19 protein-coding genes are annotated in these 22,094 nt (G+C 44.2%); 8 read left to right on the top strand and 11 right to left on the bottom strand.

What is annotated here, in order from left to right:
- Nucleotides 1-38 precede the first annotated feature (38 nt).
- Nucleotides 39-2,423, bottom strand: coding sequence for an outer membrane beta-barrel protein (locus ACX0G7_RS14975; RefSeq protein ID WP_458924305.1), 2,385 nt, complete (start codon nt 2,421-2,423; stop codon nt 39-41).
- A gap of 228 nt (nt 2,424-2,651) precedes the next feature.
- Here ACX0G7_RS14975 and ACX0G7_RS14970 point away from each other — a divergent pair, with 228 nt between their 5' ends.
- The 3 genes from ACX0G7_RS14970 (at nt 2,652) to ACX0G7_RS14960 (ending at nt 6,164) form a co-directional block, all read left to right on the top strand.
- Entirely contained in the window at nt 2,652-3,245 is a 594-nt protein-coding gene (locus tag ACX0G7_RS14970; protein ID WP_458924304.1) for a peptidylprolyl isomerase, read from the top strand.
- Nucleotides 3,246-3,295: 50 nt separating this feature from the next.
- The gene (locus tag ACX0G7_RS14965; RefSeq protein ID WP_458924303.1) at nt 3,296-3,535 is read left to right on the top strand and encodes a hypothetical protein; all 240 of its coding nucleotides are present in this window, start codon (nt 3,296-3,298) and stop codon (nt 3,533-3,535) included.
- A 253-nt stretch (nt 3,536-3,788) separates the two neighbouring features.
- The gene (locus ACX0G7_RS14960) at nt 3,789-6,164 is read left to right on the top strand and encodes a PAS domain-containing sensor histidine kinase (protein WP_458924302.1); all 2,376 of its coding nucleotides are present in this window, start codon (nt 3,789-3,791) and stop codon (nt 6,162-6,164) included.
- A 55-nt stretch (nt 6,165-6,219) separates the two neighbouring features.
- Here the strand turns inward: ACX0G7_RS14960 and ACX0G7_RS14955 are convergent, their stop codons facing one another.
- The gene (locus tag ACX0G7_RS14955) at nt 6,220-6,972 is read right to left on the bottom strand and encodes a sulfite exporter TauE/SafE family protein (RefSeq protein WP_458924301.1); all 753 of its coding nucleotides are present in this window, start codon (nt 6,970-6,972) and stop codon (nt 6,220-6,222) included.
- A 313-nt stretch (nt 6,973-7,285) separates the two neighbouring features.
- On the opposite strand from ACX0G7_RS14955, the gene ACX0G7_RS14950 reads away from it, so the two are divergent.
- The gene (locus tag ACX0G7_RS14950) at nt 7,286-7,792 is read left to right on the top strand and encodes a pyridoxamine 5'-phosphate oxidase family protein (protein WP_458924300.1); all 507 of its coding nucleotides are present in this window, start codon (nt 7,286-7,288) and stop codon (nt 7,790-7,792) included.
- A gap of 119 nt (nt 7,793-7,911) precedes the next feature.
- Here the strand turns inward: ACX0G7_RS14950 and mqo are convergent, their stop codons facing one another.
- From mqo to ACX0G7_RS14910, 8 genes are all read right to left on the bottom strand, one after another.
- Nucleotides 7,912-9,447 (bottom strand): malate dehydrogenase (quinone), encoded by a 1,536-nt coding sequence (mqo, locus tag ACX0G7_RS14945; RefSeq protein WP_458924348.1) that lies wholly within the window; start codon nt 9,445-9,447, stop codon nt 7,912-7,914.
- A 166-nt stretch (nt 9,448-9,613) separates the two neighbouring features.
- Nucleotides 9,614-9,973, bottom strand: coding sequence for a DUF3127 domain-containing protein (locus ACX0G7_RS14940; protein WP_458924299.1), 360 nt, complete (start codon nt 9,971-9,973; stop codon nt 9,614-9,616).
- Between the two features lie 32 nt (nt 9,974-10,005).
- Nucleotides 10,006-11,577, bottom strand: a complete 1,572-nt coding sequence (locus ACX0G7_RS14935) for a TolB family protein (RefSeq protein WP_458924298.1) — start codon at nt 11,575-11,577, stop codon at nt 10,006-10,008.
- Nucleotides 11,578-11,664: 87 nt separating this feature from the next.
- Nucleotides 11,665-12,684: an MlaD family protein gene (locus ACX0G7_RS14930; RefSeq protein ID WP_458924297.1), complete on the bottom strand. Its 1,020-nt coding sequence runs from the start codon at nt 12,682-12,684 to the stop codon at nt 11,665-11,667.
- Complete coding sequence (locus ACX0G7_RS14925) at nt 12,684-13,460, bottom strand: ABC transporter ATP-binding protein (RefSeq protein ID WP_458924296.1); 777 nt, start codon at nt 13,458-13,460, stop codon at nt 12,684-12,686. Before ACX0G7_RS14925 ends, ACX0G7_RS14930 begins: the two co-directional genes overlap by 1 nt.
- Before the next feature lie 34 nt (nt 13,461-13,494).
- Complete coding sequence (locus ACX0G7_RS14920; protein ID WP_458924295.1) at nt 13,495-14,292, bottom strand: MlaE family ABC transporter permease; 798 nt, start codon at nt 14,290-14,292, stop codon at nt 13,495-13,497.
- A 324-nt stretch (nt 14,293-14,616) separates the two neighbouring features.
- Nucleotides 14,617-16,167: a hypothetical protein gene (locus tag ACX0G7_RS14915; protein WP_458924294.1), complete on the bottom strand. Its 1,551-nt coding sequence runs from the start codon at nt 16,165-16,167 to the stop codon at nt 14,617-14,619.
- A 527-nt stretch (nt 16,168-16,694) separates the two neighbouring features.
- Complete coding sequence (locus ACX0G7_RS14910; protein ID WP_458924293.1) at nt 16,695-17,378, bottom strand: hypothetical protein; 684 nt, start codon at nt 17,376-17,378, stop codon at nt 16,695-16,697.
- 179 nt (nt 17,379-17,557) lie between these two features.
- Here ACX0G7_RS14910 and ACX0G7_RS14905 point away from each other — a divergent pair, with 179 nt between their 5' ends.
- From ACX0G7_RS14905 to ACX0G7_RS14895, 3 genes are all read left to right on the top strand, one after another.
- Nucleotides 17,558-18,442, top strand: a complete 885-nt coding sequence (locus ACX0G7_RS14905) for a DnaJ C-terminal domain-containing protein (protein WP_458924292.1) — start codon at nt 17,558-17,560, stop codon at nt 18,440-18,442.
- A gap of 11 nt (nt 18,443-18,453) precedes the next feature.
- Entirely contained in the window at nt 18,454-18,744 is a 291-nt protein-coding gene (locus ACX0G7_RS14900) for a chaperone modulator CbpM (protein ID WP_458924291.1), read from the top strand.
- A 62-nt stretch (nt 18,745-18,806) separates the two neighbouring features.
- Nucleotides 18,807-21,071 carry an FUSC family protein gene (locus ACX0G7_RS14895; RefSeq protein ID WP_458924290.1) on the top strand — a complete coding sequence of 755 codons (2,265 nt, stop codon included), beginning with the start codon at nt 18,807-18,809 and terminating at the stop codon, nt 21,069-21,071.
- Nucleotides 21,072-21,076: 5 nt separating this feature from the next.
- On the opposite strand, the gene ACX0G7_RS14890 is transcribed toward ACX0G7_RS14895, so the two are convergent.
- Nucleotides 21,077-21,256, bottom strand: coding sequence for a hypothetical protein (locus ACX0G7_RS14890; RefSeq protein WP_458924289.1), 180 nt, complete (start codon nt 21,254-21,256; stop codon nt 21,077-21,079).
- A 118-nt stretch (nt 21,257-21,374) separates the two neighbouring features.
- On the opposite strand from ACX0G7_RS14890, the gene ACX0G7_RS14885 reads away from it, so the two are divergent.
- On the top strand, nt 21,375-22,094 hold the full coding sequence (locus ACX0G7_RS14885) for a hypothetical protein (RefSeq protein ID WP_458924288.1): 720 nt from the start codon (nt 21,375-21,377) through the stop codon (nt 22,092-22,094).

The following is a 22,094-nucleotide window of genomic DNA, read 5'->3' as shown; positions in this document are numbered from 1 at the left end:
ACGAATCAAACTGAAACTGTGGTTACCCACAGTTTTTTTTATCCGCCTGTACCAACGCGCTCCACTTCTTCGGTTGCGCCAGTACGCTTAGCTGGTCCCTTGAATGATTTTCCAAAACGGTACGAGAATGCCACAGTCAGCACGCGCGTATCCCTTGTTAGTTTGAAATATTCAGACGCTTGTTCAAAGTCGGTATCACCTTTCATCGCCTGGGTATAGAATATATCACGGAGAGTGACCTTAACGGAACCCTTATTTTTCAAAACCTGTTTCGCAATGCCTGCCGTAACCTGGCCGGTCGGATCGGTTATTTCCTGGAGCTCCTGCTCCTTTGTGACAAAAAATCCTGAAAGCTCGCCGGACCACCCTTTACCCAGTCGAAACTGGTTATTAATGTTCATGTTGAATTGAGTGAGTGCAGTTTGTCTTTCGTCCCATACAACACCTTCAATCTTTTTGTTGTAAAGATTTGCCTCGGCACTGATCGACCACCAACTTGCTGCATCGACCTGGCTGCTGACCGAGATCCCGACGTTGCGCATCCTGCCAAGATTTCCCTCAGAATAAACAAGAATACCATCTGGTAAAGACAAAAAGATCTGCGAGAAATAGTCAGTTGTGACACTATAATTAAGCGTAGTGACCAGCACCTGCTTAAACTGGTGACTTAGCTGGAAGTTCCAGGTGTATTGAGGTCTGAAAAATGGATTGCCCTGCTGGTAGGTGTACTTATTTATTACAAAAACAAAAGGGTTAAGCTTTTGATATGCGGGTCTGTCGATTCGCCTTCCGGCCGTTACTGAAAAGCTGTGATTTGAGTCTGCCTTGTACTGGGCGAAAAGAGTAGGGAACAATCCGTTATATTTCCTGCTGAATAAAGAATCCTTGCGCTGAATGTTTCCTTTTTGTTCTGCATCGTATTCAGTGTGTTCATATCTCAGACCCGCCTGAACAGTAAACCCTTCAAATTTCTTTTCGGAAGAAACGTAAAGGGCATGTATCCTTTCACGGTAAAGAAAATGACTGGTCTTTTCATAGTCTGGTATCCATCCAATGCTATCGAGGATGTAGTACTGGGCCAGGTTGTCAGTATTTACAAAAGAGGATTTATAACCTGCGTCCAGGGTAACGGTGTTGCCTACCTGCTGATGATAGTCTGCCTTGGCTGAAAATATGTTTATTGTGGAAGGCAGGTTTCCTTTTATGGATTCCGTGTATTCGGTTGGTTTGCTAACGACGTTGTCGAAATACTGGTTGCCTTGAATAGTGTAGTCCAGGTAGTCCAGGTCAGCTGTGAGCTCCTTACCTTTTGCAAATTCATGTCTGAAATTAAGGTTCCCGGCGGCATTGCGAAAAACGTTACTACCTGAACTTTTTGTTATTACCAATGAATCAATAAGGCCTCCCGGGTTCAACCAGGAACTTTGTGCGTCTCCCGTGCTGTTGCGATTCATTCTTATCCCGTTGACAGCAAAGCCGATAGTGGTCGACTTGTTCAGGTAATAATCCGCACCCATTCTCATTGTATGATTTTGTAGCCTTGATGTTAACCAGTTATCCTGGTTCAGCACTGCAACCGGTTTATCAGTATTGGTTTCATAATATGTTCTCAGTGCATATAGATCTGTAAACCCTTTATTGAATCCCGAACTGTAGGTGAAAAAGATGTTGAATTTGTCATGGCGGTAGTTGAGAGAAAGACTATTTGTGTTTTTATAATAATGTCCTTGCCCATATGAGGTGCTCAGGTTACCGTTGAATCCACGTTGTTTTAATTTTTTGGTGCGGAGATTAATTACCCCGGCATTTCCCGAAGCATCATATTTTGCCGGCGGGTTATCCATTATTTCGAGTTGCTCAACCTGTGAAGCGTTCATTCCTGCCAGTAATTGAGCAATCTCTGAAGCAGGCAAATAAGTCGGCTTTCCGTCAATAAGGATAAGCACGTTTTGTTTTCCTTTAAGTGAAATATTTCCGTCCTTATCAATGGTGATCCCGGGTGATTTCTCGAGCACCTCCAGGATGGTCGCACCACTGTTGGAGATACCAGCCTCCACGTTTACAATAGTTTTGTCTGGCATCAACTGAATAAATGGCTTCTTTCCGGTAATTGTTACCTCTGCCAGGATTGTTGTCGCCTGCCTGAGAGTAACTGGTTTCATTGTTACCTCTTTATTAAAAACCCCGGTCGTTTCAGAGTAATATGTAAGAAAGCCGACGGCAGAAATTGCCACGAAATATTTGTCGGGTGCAATTCCGCGGAAAACAACCTTTCCATCTTTATCGGTCAGATCTGTTTTTACCAGTACAGAATCTCCGGATCGATGCAATTCAACGCTCGCCCCCTCCAGGTTTTTGTTATCAGCAGTTGTGACGGTAATGCTTAACTGGCCCACATTTGTATCCTGTGCACACAGGCTCATAAACATGAAACAAAAGCTGAAAAATAAAGTAAGTCCGTGTCTCATAAAAGGCATACAAGATAATGCCCGTGTGCCTTAATGCCTATGATAATTGTTAAACGGCTTATATCTCAGACGAACGACCACAGTGCTGAGACCTCTGGCTGATATAGATAATCTGGCAAACATGATCAATAAAATACTAGTTGTAACTTGATCGCAAAATGAGTGAGCCATAAAAAAAGAGCGATGAAAACTGCATTCAGACTTTTGACTTTACTATGGTTTTTTATAGCCGTTGCTTGTTCTGGTCCTGTAAATCAGACACCACATATTGAAATCAGGACAAACTTTGGGAACATCGAGCTCGAATTGTATCCTGATAAGGCTCCGGCTACTGCTACTGCTTTTTTATCATATGTAGATTCAGGATACTACAGGAACTCAACTTTTTACCGCGTATTAAATGTATATAATCAACCTTCAAATGCGCCAAAGGCAGAACTGATCCAGGGCGGCTTATACCGGTCAAGGGCAAAGAGAGGGATAAATCCACCAGGTATACCTCACGAATCCACAGCTAAAACAGGCCTGCAGCATAAAGATGGAACAATCTCCCTTGCCAGGTTTACACCAGGGACTGCAAATACAGAATTTTTTATTTGTGTGGGAGAGCAGCCCGGTTTCGATTTTGGTGGTGAAAACAATCCTGATGGCCAGGGGTATGCTGCCTTCGGCCGTGTAGTTAAGGGCCTGGACATTGTCAGAAAGATTTATAATATGCGTGAAGAAGATCAGTACTTCAATCCACCGGTCACAATCTTTAATATTGTCCGTTTATGACGGATGGCATCATTTTTTAGTATTTAACTAACAGTCTAATAAAAAAACTTATGTCAAAAAAACAACGCCCGTCAGGGCCGGCAGAAATACCAAACACCAGGCAACCCGCAGAAATAGATCCGGTAGAGCCATCAGAAATTGAAGATGATCCGTTGGATGAGCCTGAAATAAGCCCATTGGAAACCCCGGACATCGAGCCGGAAGAAGAACCTGAAATTGATCCGGATCTTCCTTATGAACCGGAACCCGAAATACTGCCAAGTACGCCTGCGCCAACCAGGCCAATGTAATAGAACTGTAATAGAACATAATACTCCACCTTCTTTAAATTCGAAGAGACATAAATGTTATAAAGCCGGGCATGCCCGGCTTTATGTATTTAGAAACCATCAGGAAAAACCGATAAAGTATACGCTATAAAATCAGCAACCAGCTATAAAATCCGCAACCATAGGGCATTTAAATCATTTAAGCCATGACCTATTGTTGAAGAATATTTCTATTTTTGTTTAAGTATTGTAAGAACCCCTTAAACATATACACATGGCAAATGAAAAAGGTGACATGATTTTTTCAGTTGCCCCGGGATTTGCGAAGTACATACTGGATAATCACCTGGAAGAATATCTTCGCCGGGAAGTTACCTTTTCAAAGTCGATGAACATCCCGGTTTGGGAACATTTCAAAGATGCCCCGATTGAAGATGTGGTGACGAATTCAAGAAATTATTATACGGAATTTCTTGAAGGAGTCGCAAATAATTCGATCCTGGATAATATGACAAAGTGGGTCAGGCAATACCGGCAGGATTTGTTAACTCATATAAACAGCGCACAGATTACCCCGGAAGATATCCTGTTGACCCATGCGGCGCGAAAAAAAACATTACTCTCTTTTTTACCTGGTTACACCCCTGATACTTCGCTTATTCTACAAATTATTGATGAACTTGATCTGATCTTCGCAAGGTACAACGTACTTGCTGCAGACAATTATATCGACTTGTTGAATGAAAAAATGCTTGAGGAGAAATCCATAAAGGATAAACTGTTCACCACGTCTCCCGGCTACTATTATGTGCATGACATACCCGGTGACACACAGATTCTGCCGGCAGAAAAATTATTTCTTGAGCTTGGTTATAACCACTATGATTTCGCGGGGAATAACAAGTTTTTCCGGCAGATCGTCCATCCGGAGGATCTCTTGAATGCAGACAGCTACATTCAATCGCTTTCAAATATGCAGGAAGGCGAAGTACGCTTTTTTGAATATCGCCTGAGGAACAGCAAAGGTGACTATCGCTGGATGCGAAACTACGAGACGGCATATAAAAGGGATGCAAACGGTTACCCCACTCAACTACTTGGAGTTGCCTTTGATATTACACAGGAACGTTTATACGCCGAACAACTGCAGGCCAAAGAAGAGGCTCTGCTGGAAGCACAGAACCTCGCGAACCTCGGAACCTTTACCTGGGATCTGACGGAAAACAGGATCACAGCCTATTCTAAAGATCTTGAGCGCCTGGGCCTGCAACCAGGAAACTCATTCGCAGAAATCATGGCTAATGTGCACCCTGCGGATAAAACGCAGGTTATGCAAATGTTCGACAAAGCAATCAACAGCGTGCGCCAATATGAATGCGAATACCGGTGTACCATTAAAAACCGCGAAAGAATTCTTTGGTCAAAAGGCAAGGTAAAATATAATGATGGCCACGCGTCGCAGTTAAACGCAACGATTATGGATGTTACCGAGAAACATCACATGATCAGGAAACTTCAGCATAGTGAAGAGTTATACAAGCAGGCACAGGCATTGAACAGGATAGGCAACTGGGCATGGAACATCCACTCAGACAGGGTACAATGGTCAGATGAGTTGTTCAACATATATGGCTTACCGGCTCAATCGGAGCAAATCACCTTCGACAGATATTTATCATTTCTTCATCCTGATGACAGGGAAACCCGAAAGGCTGGAATACAGGAGCAGATCAGCAACCCGGGGCACCGGGAGTATTATTTTCGGATCAAAACACCCGATGGTGCGGAAAAAATTCTGTATGGTCAAAGTGAGGTGATCCGGAATGAAGAAGGTTTGCCGTACAAAATGATCGGAACCTGCCAGGATGTAACTGCTCAGAAGACCCTGGAGAAAACACTTTACGATCGCACAATTCAACTTCAGAAGTCAAACGCCAGCCTGAAGGTATTCGCTTATATAAGCAGTCACGATCTCAAAGAGCCGCTGCGGAAGATCTCTTTATTCGGGGACAGGTTGCGCATGTTAAACGAATCCAAACTTGACGAGCAAAGCAGCAACATACTCAAAACCATTATTCAATCATCTCTGCGCTTACAACAGATGATCGATGAAATACTTTCGGTTTCGAAGATAAATACGGATGAGAACTTTGAACAGACCAACCTCACTGATATACTCCGGGATGTGATTTCCAGTATCGAACCACAGATTGAAGAGCGTGCTGCTGTGATACGTTACGATCCCTTACCAGAGGCGTTTGTAAACCCTATACAAATCCGCCAGCTATTTATAAACCTTATCTCAAATTCCCTGAAATTTGTACGCCCCAATGTTCCACCCGTCATATCTATAACTTCTGATTTCCCTTCAATTAACGAGACTACAGAAGCGGGGCTCGATAATTCAAGCCGCTATTTGCGGATCCGGTTTACCGATAATGGGATTGGGTTCCAAAACGATTATGCGGAGAAGATCTTTGCTATTTTTCAGAGACTTCACGATAAATCGACTTACAAAGGAACCGGGATTGGCCTCGCCATTTGCCGCGAAATAGTGGGCCATCATGGCGGCGTAATTTCAGCAAGGGGGGAACTGCACCAGGGAGCGACCTTTACCATTATTCTACCCTTACAGTCAAAGCGGCTATAGATCGCTGTAGTACAAACTAACAGATTCGCAGACCGCTAGCCTTATAGAAAAATCATCACAATAACATAACTAATGCTGCGAGTAGCGTAGTCGCAATAATGAATGTTCGATAGACCTTCTCCGATAGATTGCGGACAATCACAATGCCAAGATAAGCTCCGAGCAATATTGCCGGCAGCGTCATCAGGTCCAGCAACAGAACATCCGGCTTTACCGTCTTCCAGACAAAAATGTGAAATGGTATTTTGAAGAAATTGACCACAGCAAAAAACCAGGCAGTGGTGCCGACATAGCTGTTTTTTGGCAGGCGCATGGAGAGAAAGTACACTGCCATCACTGTACCCGCAAGGTTACCAACCATGGAAGTGAATCCCCCGGCTATCCCAATGGCTATGGTGAATCCAACGCTTGCCGAAATATCCTTTGGTTTCGCTTTTTCCAGCCAAAGCATGATGATAATACTGGTCACAATAACAAAGGCCATTATGAACCGGAACATTTTATCATCAATATAATTACCGGTAAATGTGCCGATCAGTACCCCAATGGCGGCCCATGGGAACAGGATTTTCAGAACCTTCCATTCCGCATGGCGATGGTAATACCAGACTCCAAAGATATCCGCTAGAATAAGGATCGGTAGCATAACACCACTGGAAACCTGCCCACCAAATACAAATACGAGCAAGGGTACCGCCAGCATTCCTGCACCATGAACTCCTGTTTTTGCCATGCCGGTAAGCATCGCGACAAGGCCAAGGATCAAAAGATCAGTATAATGGAGGTTGAAGGATAAAAATTGAATCACAGCATGGTGTTTGGTTCGATCAAAAAAAAACCATCCCGTACATACGGGATGGTTCCTGACTCTTGTCAGCAGATATTTTGATGGAGAAACCCGGTTAGGCGATACCAACCGAAGGTTTCCATGAATGATCTGTAGATTTCATGAATACCTCCTTTTCTTTGATGAGTGACAAATTTAGTAAAAAACCGGATATCAAAATATGGTTTTCATTCTGCCGCTTCTTAAAAATTTGCTAAGGGTTTAATTGCGGGAGGCACACCAATTGATATTCATTTATCTCAAATCAAATTGCCAAAAATTAAATTTACTAATCATGGGAGACACAAAAGACCTGTCTAATACAGAAGCGATAGAAAAGATCCAGGATATAGCCAGGGATGCTGATATCTGTTTATTTGCAACTAACCTTACCCATCTTCCTATCTCAGCCCGTCCGATGTCAACGCAAAAAGTGGACGATGAAGGAAACCTTTGGTTTCTTAGCAGCAAATCAAGCGCTCATAATGAAGAAATCAAGATGGATAAACGAGTACAGTTATTTTACTCACATAAAGGAAGTTCAGAATATTTAAGCGTGTACGGAGAAGCCACTATCATGGTTGACCGGGACATTGCAAAAGAGCTTTGGAACCCGATCGTTAAAACATGGTTCCCGGAAGGAGTCGATGATCCGGAACTGACCATTATTAAGGTTGTTCCTTCGGATGCCTATTACTGGGATACCAAGAACAATAAAACAGTGTCTTTGCTCAAAATCCTGGCTGGTGCAGTAACCGGTAAAACTATGGACGATGGCATCCAGGGTAAGATAACCGTATAATTCAAGTAACCGTATAATCCAAATACGTCCTCGCCCGGGAACCGGGATAATAAAGCATCATTTCATAGTTGATATCATATCAGCTATGGAGTGATGTTTTTGATTTATGGGATGATCTTTCAAGCCTGATGTTCGGCGAACTCTTGTTTTTCGAGTTTTAATATTCTCGCCGTGGCCGATCTTGTTTCTCTGCAAAGCCTGGCGTCGTCAGACAAATGCTTGCCATAAGAAGGAATCATTTCCTGTATTTTCCTGGTCCACGCATCGTCTTGCATCTTTTCTCTGAAGCAGACGTTCATCACATTCAGCATTATTGATACGGCGGTTGAAGCGCCGGGCGAGGCCCCCAGTAGTGCAGCCAGCGATCCGTCAGCAGCACTTACCACCTCGGTTCCAAATTCAAGAATCCCGCCCTGCTCTTCATCTTTTTTTATTACCTGCACCCTTTGTCCTGCTATTTCCAGCTGCCAGTCTTCTTCTTTTGCTGTTGGTACAAAAGCCCTCAATGCTTCCAGGCGTTCCGCTTCCGTTTGCGTCACCTGGTTAACCAGGTAGCGGGTTAAGGGGATATTGGCTAATCCGGCGGATAGCATTGGCACGATGTTACTCCATCGCAATGAACGGAAAAGATCCAGGAAAGAACCGTTTTTCAAAAATTTGGTTGAAAAGCCGGCATAAGGGCCAAAAAGTAACGCCCGCTCGCCGTTGATGATCCGGGTGTCAAGATGCGGAACCGACATTGGCGGGGTGCCTAAAGAAGCCTTGCCATAAACTTTTGCATAGTGACCCATGATAACCTCCTCATTCGTGCATCGCAGCCACTGTCCGCTTACGGGGAACCCGCCGAAGCTTCTTCCCTCCGGGATTTGGGATTTCAAGAGGAGAGTCAGGGATCCGCCACCTGCACCAATGAAAACAAAGTCAGCGTCCGCCACCTTCGTTTTCGAAGCTGACAGATCTCTCACCCCGATCCGCCATTTTCCCGAACTCATTTTTTTCATCGTTCTGACCTCATGATGAAAATGTATCTTAACTCCGTCCATCTCACCGAGGTTCTTTATAAGGCTACGGGTAAGAGCACCGAAATTTACATCCGTGCCGGCGCTAACCCTCGTGGCCGCTATCGGTTCTGACGGGTTTCGTTCTTCCATCATCAATGGGATCCAATCAGCGATCCTGTCCCGGTCTTCCGAAAACTCCATCCCCTCAAACAAAGGTATCGGGCGCAGTGCGGCGAACCGTTTTTTGAGATAGTTGACATTTTCATTACCTGAAACAAAACACATGTGGGGGATACTCCGGATAAAGTCTTCCGGTTGAGGAAGCAAATGCCGGGTTACGAGATAAGCCCAGAATTGACGGGAAATCTCAAAGGATTCGGCAACCTTCACGGCCTTTTCAGTATCGATGGTGCCATCTGGGTTTTCCGGGGTGTAATTCATCTCACAAAATGCGGAATGGCCCGTCCCGGCATTATTCCAGGCATCGGAACTTTCGGAAGCGGCTAAGTCCAGTCTCTCAAAAATGGTAATCCTTATGGAAGGATCCAGGAGCTTAAGCAAAGTTCCGAGCGTTGCACTCATAATGCCAGCGCCGATCAGCACCACATCTGTGGACTTATTATTCATGTTGAACGTTTCAGTTAGCCTATCAATAACCGTCCTCGGTGACAGGATTTCCTGGTCTGTAGTCGTCCTCAGTGACTGGATTCCCAGGTATTACAAAAAAATTGCGCGACTGCCATCCTCCGGGGATGACGGTCGCGCAAACAAACTATCATTTGAGCAAGATGCCGGAATTGGCACCTGGCTTTTTTTGTCCTTAGAAGGGAAGATCATCGTCCCCACCTGACATGGCATCAACAGGGGCAGGTGGAACATAACCACGGCCACCTCCATCATTTGAACCAGGTCCGTCCTGCTTACTCACTACTTTCCATGCTTTTACATCTGTGTACCAGCGACCATTGTACTCACGGCTTTCCACATCGAAAGAAACTTCGATGTTATCACCAATTTTGAAACTGTTCATGTCGAGCTTATCGCCCCATGCTGCAATACAAACTTTTTTAGGGTATTGACCGCCCAATTCGAGGATAAATTCCTGTTTTTTCCAGGTGCCGTTTTTCCCCTGGCCGGTCTGCAAAGGAAGAAACTGAATTAGCTTACCACTGATTTCCATATCTGCTTTTTTTAGTGAGGCGAAATTACTTACTATTTCTCTTCATAGCGCCTTGAGTTACTCACAAAAGCGAGTCTTTTACTGTCCGGCGACCAGGATGGCACATTGATCGTACCCTGTCCCCCATATAAATGAGCAATAACCTTTGGGGCTCCGCCTGAAGCAGGCATTAACATCAGTCTGACCCTTTTGTAAGACGGGTGATCATTGGGATTAATCACCGGTGGAAAAGTAATATACGCGATCCATTTTCCGTCAGGTGAAATATGGGGAAACCAGTTGTTATTTTCGTCGAAGGTAACCTGCTCTTTACCACTGCCATCAGGTTTCATCCGCCAGATCTGCATGGTGCCGGTTGAGCTGCCATTGTAATAGATATATTTTCCATCAGGTGAATATTCGGGACCATCAACGTGATGATCCGTATTTGTGGTTAGCGCGATTTCTTCCCCACCTTTCACAGATTTTTTGTAGATATTATAATTTTTCCCATCGCGCATACCTACGTACAAAACGTGACTTCCATCAGGAGCCCAGCCGTGCCAATAAGAAGGGGTCTGTTCAGTAAGCAGGGTTGGTTCTCCTCCTGATAACGGTAACACGTAAACGCTGGAACCTCCGCCCGGCAGGCCCGTGCGGTGGGAGCTGATGGCGAGCATTTTCCCATTAAAGGATATGCCATGATCGTTATTATTCCTGTCTGCCTTACCCGTGTTCAACTTAATTGTATCACCGCCCTCAACCGGGATGGTATAAAGGGACCCGTTAGCGTTGAACAACAGGTGTTTTCCATCAGGCATCCAGTTAGGAGCTTCAAATCTTCCTTTCGACTCATGAATAACTTTCCTTGTGCCGGAAAAGACATCAAGTATTTCGAGACGACAACCAATAAACCCCGACCTGTTGGTAGAATAATTATCAGGAACAGGTTTGTCAATCCTCACGTTCCAGAACTGCGCTTCCTCCACTTTGGCGGCATCATGGGATGCCACAAACAGACCTGCATAAACAGTATCCGGCATGTCTTTAAATTCCCTCACGGCTACCACCTGTAACGGCTCCCCCGCAATTGCCATTCGCATGATGAATTCTTTACCGGATCGCTCCAGTTGAATGATATCTGTCCGTTTTTTGGGTGCACGGATCTCATCCTGTGGATCGCGCATGAACGCTCCACGCAGAGGCCTTGACTGCATTGAAATCAGTCCGTCTTTATGAACAACTGCACTCACATGGGCCGCAGATTCATCCAGGGATTCCCGGACCATCCAACCCGCCTTTTTGTGGACATTGCCGGTGGTATCTGTAAACCTGAGATTTGTAGTCAGGATAAAATCGCCGTAGATTTTTATGGGAACGAAACTAAATTCATCACGGTTGAACCAAACGTTATAGCCTGCGCCTTTAAGGGTATATACCTGCGAAGCTTCATCGTATTGTAGCGAGCCCGCAAGTTTGGGCTTGCCTACGTCTAACTGTTGCTCCAGTTCACGACCAGGAACAGGTTTAGTTGAGGCCTGGCCCGCAAGACCCTGGTGGAACATCAGGAAAGCAATTATCAAACCCGCTACGGGAATGATCTTAAGACTACGAGGGATATTCATATGGCAGCAGCTTGTTATAAAATCAAGTTACTGGAATTTTGACTATCCGGGTCGATTTTGTGAATCATACCTGTAAGACCGCGATTCTCAATTGATTTTTGGGCTTTCAACAACAGCTGCTTTAGCTTCTTTTGCTTCCTTCGCTTCCCGCTTTGCTTTCTTCTTATAATAACCTCTGAATAAAAAATTGTGCTTTAATGCTTCCAGGTTTTCATCAAGTTTCTGGCTGCTGGTGTTTAGATTTTGAATAAGATCCTTAAACTCATGGCCGACATCCTCATCATTCAAGAGCATACCGAGCGTATTATCTGTATCATTAAGCTGGTTGCTTGACTTTTTAAGATTATCTGCAAACTCAGAAGCACCCGCCGATGCCTGGTTCAGCTGGGCAACTGCCTGCTTAAGGTTGCTCATAATGGTTGTATCGTTCACAAGTCCGTCTGCAAGTGAACCGGGTGTTTCCAGTTTTGCGGTGAATGCTGCGATACCGCCAGTAAGCTTCTGACTGTTTCTTGCCGCCAACTGAAGGTTTGCCATCGTAGCCTCGAGACTCCTGAAAAGCTTTTCGTCCTGTAACAAGGCCCCGACCGTTCCCTGGCCTTCAGCAAGTCTTTTGCTTACCAGTTTGAAATCCGTGGTGATGGAAACAAGGTTTTCGTTGTTTTTTTGCAGGGTTGCCAGCATCTCATCGGTACTCATCGCTTTTTCAACAATCAGCGTCTCGCCTCCTTCAATAGGTTCTTCTTGTGTTGATCCGCCATATATCACAATGATCTTGTTACCGATCAGTCCATCTGTACCGATCTTTGCCTTTGCATCTTTTCTTACAAACTCCTGTGCCTTTTTTTCTATATGCAACTGCACACGAACTTTAGAGTCACCATAGAACTCAACTTTTTTAACTGTCCCAATTTTGACCCCGGAGAAAAAGATGTTGTTACCTATTTGCAATCCTGCCACATCATCAAAAATGGCGTTGACATTTATTGCCCGGACAAAACTTTTTTGTTGTCCGCCGAGCGTAAATATTCCGACAAGCAGAATGATAACTCCGATGGCAACAAAAAGGCCTACGGTGACCGCGCGTTTATTTCTTTGTGTTTTCATTAGTCAATAAAATTATAATCGTAAAAACTTTTGATTCGTTCGTCATGATCTTCAAACACCTCATCAAAACTGCCGGTCTTGAGAAATTTACCATCCAGCAGGATGGCTATCCGGTCAGAAGTCGTTTTGGCGCACGTAAGATCATGCGTTATTATGATCGAAGCAGTGTTGTATTTCTGCTGAACTTCCTTAATAAGACTGTTAATTTCAATACTGGTAATAGGATCGAGGCCGGCAGTAGGTTCATCATACAACATGATCTGCGGTTGCATGATCAGCGTGCGCGCAATGCCGATCCTTTTTCTTTGCCCACCCGATAATTCAGACGGATACTGATTGATCGTCTGGGAAAGTCCTACTGAATCCAGCACATCCTGGACAGAGGCATCAATATCTTTATGTTTCAGATTGCTGCCATTACGGAGCAACGGGAACTCCAGGTTCTCTCTCACTGTCATACTATCGTACAAGGCACTGTTCTGGAAAGAAAAACCGATATGCAATCTTAGTTTTTCCAGGTCCTTATAATCAAGTTCTGCCACATTCTCACCAAGTACATTTACAGTGCCTGAATCTGGTTTCAATAAACCGGCAATAATTTTAATTAGTACAGATTTTCCGGTGCCGGATCTTCCCAGTACTGCAACATTCTCTCCCTGGCGCACTTCCAGATCCACTCCACGGAGTACATGATTGGACCCGAAAGATTTGACAAGGCCCCGGATACGGATGACGGGATCAACACTTTCTGAATTAATATTTTTTACACTCTCCATTATCATTTTCGTATGTCCATTAACGATATTGCATCTATCTGAACCAATTGACAACCTGCACAACTACGATCTCTTCGATAAAAATCAGGAACATAGAAAGTACCACGGCCGAGTTGGCAGCCTTGCCGACCCCCTGGGTTCCCTGTGATGCATTATATCCCTGGTAAGCGCCAACAATGCCTATGGTGAATCCAAATATTAACGACTTGATAAGCGATGACCAGATATCTATAAACCGTATACTCTCAAAAGCTTTTTGGAAGAATGTGACCAGGCTGGTTTGTTCATTGGCATTCACATTCAGGAACCCTCCGAACAAACCTATTAATGCTACATAGAGCATCAGGACCGGCACCATAAAGGTGGTAGCTATCACCCGGGTAACCACGAGAAACTTGAAAGGATTTGTGGCCGAAACTTCCATAGCGTCTATTTGTTCAGTTACTCTCATGGAGCCTAGCTCAGCGCCAATATTGGATCCCACCTTCCCCGCGGTGATCAGGGCCGTAATCAATGGGGCAAGTGCGCGGAGTATCGCGATAGAAACCAGTGAAGGAAGCCATGATGTAGCACCAAATTCTGCGAGTGAGGGACGTGATTGTTTTGTAAATACGATCCCTGTTACAAACCCGGTAATGGAGATAAGCGCCAATGATTTATAACCTACTTCATAACACTGTCTGACGATTTCCCTGAATTCAAACGGAGGCATAAAGGCTTCCTTAAAAAAGCGGATAATGAATTTGCAAGCCTGATAAACCCCTGTAAAAAAATCATCAAGTTTTTTAGTGAGGAAATATTCCCGGGGCTTTTTTTGGTTTAGCTTCATCATTTAATCAAATATTTATCTGTATTATGGGTAAATAAATCCCCACAGCACCTCCGGATTGATTTGTAACTGGCAGTTCAGGGTTTTGAAACTGATATGGTGCCCGCCTGTGAAGCAGTGACCATCTACCGTGAATAAGGTATTTCTAATCTTATGCCATTTGAGGCAGGATCCCTGTTTCGCGAAGATTACAGAGATGTACACACGAAAAACCCCTCATGAAAGGGGTTATTATATCGGATAATCAGCTATGTTAACGTGGATTAATCGTCAATTGGCTCCAAAAGGTTTCGCCGTGCCTGGTATTTATCGGAAGCTTCCGGATTCTCAATGTCTTTTATGGCTTTTTAAAAACTTCTCCCTGATTACTTCGCTCATTGTCTTTTGAGATACTTTGCTTTCTACCCACGATATAACATCCAGGTAAGCAAATGAGCGGGTTTCAAAACGATTTTTTTCAAGCGCTTTGGTTTTGTCCAGGAACTTTTCAAGTTCTTCTTTCAGTTTGTGGCGCGATACATGGAATGAGTTCCTGAGAAACTTGAACATTTCTTCTTCAACTACAGTCAGGTTTTCCATTTTGGACATGAACCGATAGACGGATTTCGTCAGGTACTCCATCAATTCATAGTTCTTAAGCTCATAGTGTGCCATCAGGTGCAGCAGCCTGGCATAACACTGCAGGTCATTACGCAATTCTACATTATCATTAATGATCTTCTGCAGATAGTCAATACAGGTCTCATAGTCACCTGATCCGAAATAGAGCATGGCTATCTTATAGTTCAGCACCATTATCCGGTGACTATCAAGGAACAGAGCATACTCATTGAGTTTTTCAATGATCGAAGGCACCAGCGAGAGTCCCTCTTTAAATGTGCCCAGCATGAAATGCTGATTTATCTTGGCAGTGGTGATGTATATGAAGGTCTGGATCCGAAAGTTATCATGGTCCTGGACGCGGTCGGTTTGCCCGAAAAGCTCAAATTTTTTGAGGTCCGCATCAAACTTCCTGTAGTTACGTAGCACAAAATGCGCATTCATCAGGTTATGCAGTCCTTTAATGTAGTGGCCGGTCTCCACCCGGATCATCAACGGCTGTTCATCAAAAATATCAACCCATTTCTGTCCGTAGCGATAGTACAGCAGGAAGTCCTGCCGGATAAATGCATACCAGGTATAGCTTTGATACAGGTAAAGCTTTTCATAAAACCCAGTTTGCAATAAGGCTTTCCCTGGAAGATTCTCATAGAAGAACAGCTTCACCCCCACTTCATCCCTTTCGTTCCTGGCATGTCCGTTTTTTATATACCAGCTGTAAAGCTGTAATGCCAGGTTAGAGAGGCGGGCCACCATGTCAATATGGTTAATGACCTCATTGGTTTCGCCGGCAAGCCTTTCGGCCCGGCTTTGCATTCCCCTGGTGATGTGAAGTGCCTCGATCCTTTTTTCCAGGGCGATCACCTGGATCAGGAAATTGAACTTTTGGTTGGCCTTGGCAATTTCCTTCGCGCGGTCGAGTATTTTCAGGCTCTGGCTGAAGAGCCCTTTTTTATAAAGGATATGAGCGTAATCGAATTGTTCGTTTAGCTGAAGATCTATACTGTCTGTGCTTTTGAGGAGGCGGAGACTGGCAAGAATTTCTTTGTAAAGGTGACTTTTCAGATTGGAGAGCTGGGGTTTTTCGATTCCCGGTAGCTTTTTCAGCAACAATTTCTCGTCGTAGTCATCTAATTTGTCAAGCGCATCGAACAGTTTTACAATTTTCAGGTCCTCTTTTGCAGAACTCCGCTTGATATAAAGCTTAAAATGTCGTTTTTCGGACTTTTCGAGGGAATGAATTAAGGTAAATAATGTATCCGTAAATCTGTTGGACATAATGAACAAATTATCCTGGGATGCAATACAGTTAAGACTTTTGAAACTAAAAAGTCCATTTTGACGTAATTAAATCGCAAAATCATTGCTTCTAATGGATTGTAAGGCACCCTATCTTTGATATATCAAAATGAGTTAATCATACGGCAGCAATCGAAAAGCAGGCAATCGTGAGACTTATTTTACAGTAAAGCTGTGATACTCAGCTCAAAGAATACTTCGAACTATTTTCATATGGCAAGCAATCGTTAGCGCCCTCTGTTTCTACATGGGGCTTTTTTTTTGCAATCTACTGAAGAAACCCACACCAGAAAAATTCTTTTACCATTTAGCGAATCACGCTTCATCATCTGTTCCTGCAAAATACGTCAGATCTTAGACTTTGACAATTAATCTATTAGCTAGATGAAATCTATTAGCTGGATGGAGCACTCCAATTTGCGTATAGCAAAAGAGACGTTGTTTGGTGAGCACTAACCTGGAGATAGAAAGAAGGGGTTTGTTAAAGAGTATTACCGACTTTACCTTCAGTTTGAGCCGGCAGCGCGAAATGCGGCATTAGGGAACTGGGTCATAGTGCTGACACGACCAAGCTTTGCCGGCGTTTTAAAGGCATGGCTCCGGTTTATAATTTTCTCGATCGCATGCTGGTCCAGCGTATTAGCCGGCGCATAAAGCAGATTACGGGCAAGTGAGTCAATTAATTTCCAGTTCTCCGGCCGGGTGAGAAAATATGACATCGACTGAACATTGAAAGCGCGTGTATATGGATCGGCAGGTTCGGCACTGATCCGTTCATTGAAGTTGGTAAGCCGGTCAATTGGAGCTGGTGGATGTTTTAACAATTCTTCACCCGCCCGGTACAGGCACTGCTCCCCAAGTTCTGACCTTTGTTGAGCCAGGTAGCCAGATGTGAGCATGTTGATCAGTCGTTCGGTGACAATTCCTGCTCTTTTCTGATGGTATTCAGGAAGATTATCGAACAACACGGGATCTATAGAGTAACTTACGATACCTGCAACCAGCATCAGATCTTCTTTGTAATGAATATCGATGTTCTCAATTTCTTTCAGATCCACCCGGTGGCACGAGTAGCCGTAACTATATGCCAAAACGATATGACCACTTTTATGGTACGCAGTCTGTATAAGAGTATCGGATAGTGCCGGGGCGAGATTCAAATATCGCCTGACGATGTTTGTAAAGATCATTCAGCAAATTAAAAAGAAACATGAAACTGTTATAGCGTGTTATCCCTTCATTTTTCGGTGTGCGAATAGGTATTTCTACGCTTTGTTTTAATTTTGCATCATCAAAATCTAAGTTGAAATTTCAACTTTTTCGGATAGCTAAGACAGTTTGTTAAGCTTAAAATATTAAAAGAAGATACATGGATTATGTAGATTATTATAAGATCCTGGAGCTGGATAAGTCTGCAACCACAGATCAGGTGAAGAAGGCTTACAGGAAACTTGCGAGGAAATATCATCCGGATCTGAATCCCGACAATAAGGAGGCAAACAAGATGTTCCAACAGATCAACGAGGCTCATGAAGTACTTAGTGATCCGGAGAAACGAAAAAAATACGACCAGTATGGTAAGGACTGGCAGCATGCTGAGCAATTTGAACAACAGCGTGCACGTCAACAGTACAGCGGCGGCGGGAGCCAGGGATTTGAAGGGGATTTTGGAGACAGTGATTTCTCTTCTTTTTTTGAGTCGATGTTCGGGCACCAGGAGGGGCATTCCCGACAAAGAAGATATAAGGGCCAGGATTATCATGCAGAACTTCAGTTGAGCCTTGAAGACGTTGCACAAACCCATCCCAGGACCCTCAATATTAATGGCAAGAATGTCAGGATAACGATTCCTGCCGGTGTGGAAAACGGGCAAAAAATCAAGTTGAAGGGATACGGTGCGCCAGGCGTTAATGGGGCGAACTCCGGCGACCTGATAATTACATTTTCGATACTGGATCACCCCAGGTTCAAACGATCAGGTAATGACCTCCACACCACGGTAGATCTTGATCTCTACACTGCGGTGTTGGGAGGGGAAAAAACAATTGATACGCTGGATGGAAAGATAAAACTTAAGATTGCACCGGAAACGCAGAACGGATCAAAAATGAGAATCAAAGGAAAAGGCCTTCCTGAATATAAAAACGAAAGCGTCAGGGGAGACTTGTACGTGTCATTCAATATCACCATCCCCAAAAATCTTTCTGAGAAAGAAAGGGAATTATTCAGAAAACTGGCCGAATTCAAATCTTAAAAACGATTGTCATGGATACTGAAAACCTGGTAATAGCCACCGATTTCTGCTCATGTCACCAAATTGAGGTTTCATTTATCAGGTCACTCGCTGAGTTTGGCCTGATACAAACCACAGAAATTCAGCAGCAGGTTTATCTTTCGCGGGACGAACTTGAGAAACTTGAACATATAATAGAGCTTCATTTCAAAATGGACATCAACCTGGAAGGAGTTGAGGCTATCGGGCACCTCCTTGGCCGGATCCGGAGTTTGCAGGACGAGTTAACGGCAGTAAAAAACAAGTTGCGGTTTTATGAATAAGATTGATCACCCCACACCCTTAAGAAGCCATTGGCAGCGCGGGAAAAGTTCATTTACCTGCCATGGACTATGTTAAGGAATACAGGAATTTCATAAGCAGTCATTATCTGCATGAGGGCATCCGGGTTACTTCAGGGATCCTGATTCCTTCGTTGACTTTGGGTTACTTTGGGCATATTCAAACCGGCATATCCATTTCACTGGGTGCCCTTGCTGTAAGTATTGCCGATAATCCCGGGCCTATCCATCACCGTAGAAACGGCATGCTTATCTCGGGAGCCATTGCTTTTGTAATGGCAATTATAAGTGGATACACCTCTTCAGTCCCCTGGTTATTTTTCTTGTTGTTACCACTCTTCTGCTTTTTATTCTCAATGATTGGTGTGTATGGAACAAGGGCAACCGGTATCGGCATTGCTGCCCTGTTAGTGCTGGTGCTTCAGACCCAGCATCATTTTGTGGGTAAAGACATTTTTATCAATGCGCTTTACCTGTTGGCAGGATCTGCGTGGTATATAACATTAAGCCTTGGACTTTATACTATCCGCCCCTACAAGCTCATACAACAGGCGATGGGTGATTATGTCATGTCTGCCGCCGGCTACCTTAGGGCAAGAGCCAGGTTTTATATAGAGGACAAGGCCGCAGAAAACAATTTCGAAGCACTTTTTCACGCCCAGACAAGTGTCCAGGAAAAACAGAACCTTATCGCCGAATTGCTTTTTCAAACAAGGGGAATAGTCAGGGAATCGACTAACACCAGTCGCATCCTGATGTCAATCTTCCTCGACGTAAGCGATCTTTTTGAGCGGGCAATGACCGCTCACCAGGACTATCAGAAGTTGCATGGGTATTTCCGGGGAACCGGGATCATGGGGGAATACATGAACCTGATACTTGCGCTGGCCGATGAACTGGACGAGATCGGGATTTCTCTGAAAGAGGGAAAAAGATCAAGAAAAATGGGCCCGGTAGATGCGGGAATTCTTAAGGCAAGGGAACATCTGCAGGAACTAAGAACATCGATCCTTAATCCCTCAAACATTGAGGGATTTATAAGCCTCAGGCACATACTCGACAGCATAGAAGATATAGCCGGCAGAATCCGGGTGCTTCATCAATACACCACCTACGATGAAAAGCTATCAAAAAAAGCAGATACTGCCCCCGACCCCGAAAACTTCGTTACCCACCAGCACCTTGACCCGAAGCTGTTTCGCGACAATCTGACTTTCGGTTCAAATATCTTCCGGCATTCTATCAGGATCGCGCTTGCGGCATTAAGCGCATACATAGTCGGTTTATTTTTTCCGCTCGGTCACAGCTATTGGATCTTACTTACCGTAATAGTTATCCTTAAACCGGCATACGGTCTTACCAAAAAAAGAAACATTGAACGGCTTGTGGGAACACTGATAGGGGTGGGGTTGGGCGCCCTCTTACTCCTGTTGGTTAAAGACCGGACGGCCATCCTCGTGCTGATGGCAATTACAATGGCAGGCACCTACAGTTTTCTGCGTACCCATTATTTCATAAGCATGATCCTGATGACCGTGTATCTTCTGCTGATGTTTCACCTCCTCGATCCAAACGACTTCAACACAATCCTCCAGGACCGGGTAATAGATACTGCGATCGGCTCGGCACTTGCATTTATATTCAGCTATTTACTTCCGCCAATCTGGGAGCACGAGCAAATAGATAAACTCATGATCCCGGTATTGAAAGATAACCAGGCTTATTATGAGTCGGTTGCTATGACTTTTATAGGTAAGCCGGCAGAACCCGGATGGGCGGATCTGAAAAGAAAGGACAGCTGGGTTTCGCTGGCTAACCTGACTGATGCATTCAACAGGATGCTTTCCGAACCCAAAAGCAAGCAGAAAAATATTAAGGAGATACATCAGTTTGTGGTGTCAAATCATATGCTCACTTCTTACATTGCCACGCTTGCCTATTATGCCGATAACCTGCAGCCGGAATATTTGAGTGACGACTACCAGCCGGTTATTAAAGCGAGTGTACGTTCTATCAGGCGGGCCGCTTCAACGCTGGAGGGTAAATCAGACCCGGTGGCCATTGATAGTGATCAAACCAATGTAAGCGTACTCGATAAGAAAGTAAACGCACTGATGGTAAAGAGGCAAAAAGAACTTGAACAGGGTCAGCTTGAAACTTCCACCAGGAAGATGCTTTCTGAATTCAAGTCCATCACGGACCAGTTCTATTTTATCTATAAAACAACGATGGACATTGAAAAAATTTCCAGGAAAATCAAATCTCCCGAAGGCATTCCCCCACAAGACAAGGTGTTGCCGGCATTATAATTTCATTAATTTATTCCCTGGCTTTCTACTCTTCCTGTTACACCTTTTGTTCTGCACTCCATCGGTTTGTTCTGCACTCCATCGGTTTGCTCTGCACTCCAACGTTTTGTTCTCCACTCCAACGTTTTGTTCTGCATACTATAACTTCCTGGTCTGAATACTATAACCTCCTTATTAAAAAACATTGCAATGCATTCATGACCTCCCGGCACGGTGTGACAGTTCGGGAGAAAAATGTATATTTAAAGCCCTTGTTATCTGAGCGATTCGTTTCCGGATAATAGTTGAACCAAATTCTAACGAGTGAAAAAGTTAATGCCTGTCCTGTTCTTTTTTTACTGCTATAGTTTGTGCGGCCAGAATAGTCTGGTTATAAAAGATACCCTGTCTGTAACAGCGGACACCGCCATCTCCCTTTATTATCAATTCACAGACAAAAGGTCCAGGTTATATAATGGTAAAGAATATATTGGCTACCTGCCAATGGAAGGGCATCCCTTTTTTTTGGACCCTGATCTTCATCGGGGATCAGTCGTTTACGACGGCTTATATTTCGATAGTGTGAACATGCAGTACGACCTGGTGAAGGACGAGCTGATCATTCAGCATTTTGATGTCTTTTTCAAAATTGTGCTTATCTCTTCGAAGGTCAAAGAGTTCACGTTTCTTAACCATCATTACAGGCGAATGGTTAAGGACTCTCTTAACCAGTTACCCGTGGCAACCGGGTATTACGATTTTTTGTATGAAGGCAACATAACGCTCATCAGCAAACGAACCAAGCGTATAGAGGAGCAGGTCACAGATAAGGTTGTGCGGAAGATTTCTGAGAAGGACTTCTATTATGTGATCAGGGACAGTGTTTATTATCCGGTCAAAACCTACAGATCATTGCTGGCAGTTTTCAGGGACCGGTCAAAGGAAATAAGACAGGACCTGCGCAGAAATAAGCTGAAGTTTCGCAAGCAACGCGAGGCAACCATCATCAGGGCGGTTAAATTTTACGACTCATCAAAAAAATAA

Source organism: Flavitalea antarctica (assembly GCF_054461535.1).
Note: the sequence above shows the minus strand (reverse complement) of the source record. Positions and strands in the feature narration are given on the sequence as shown.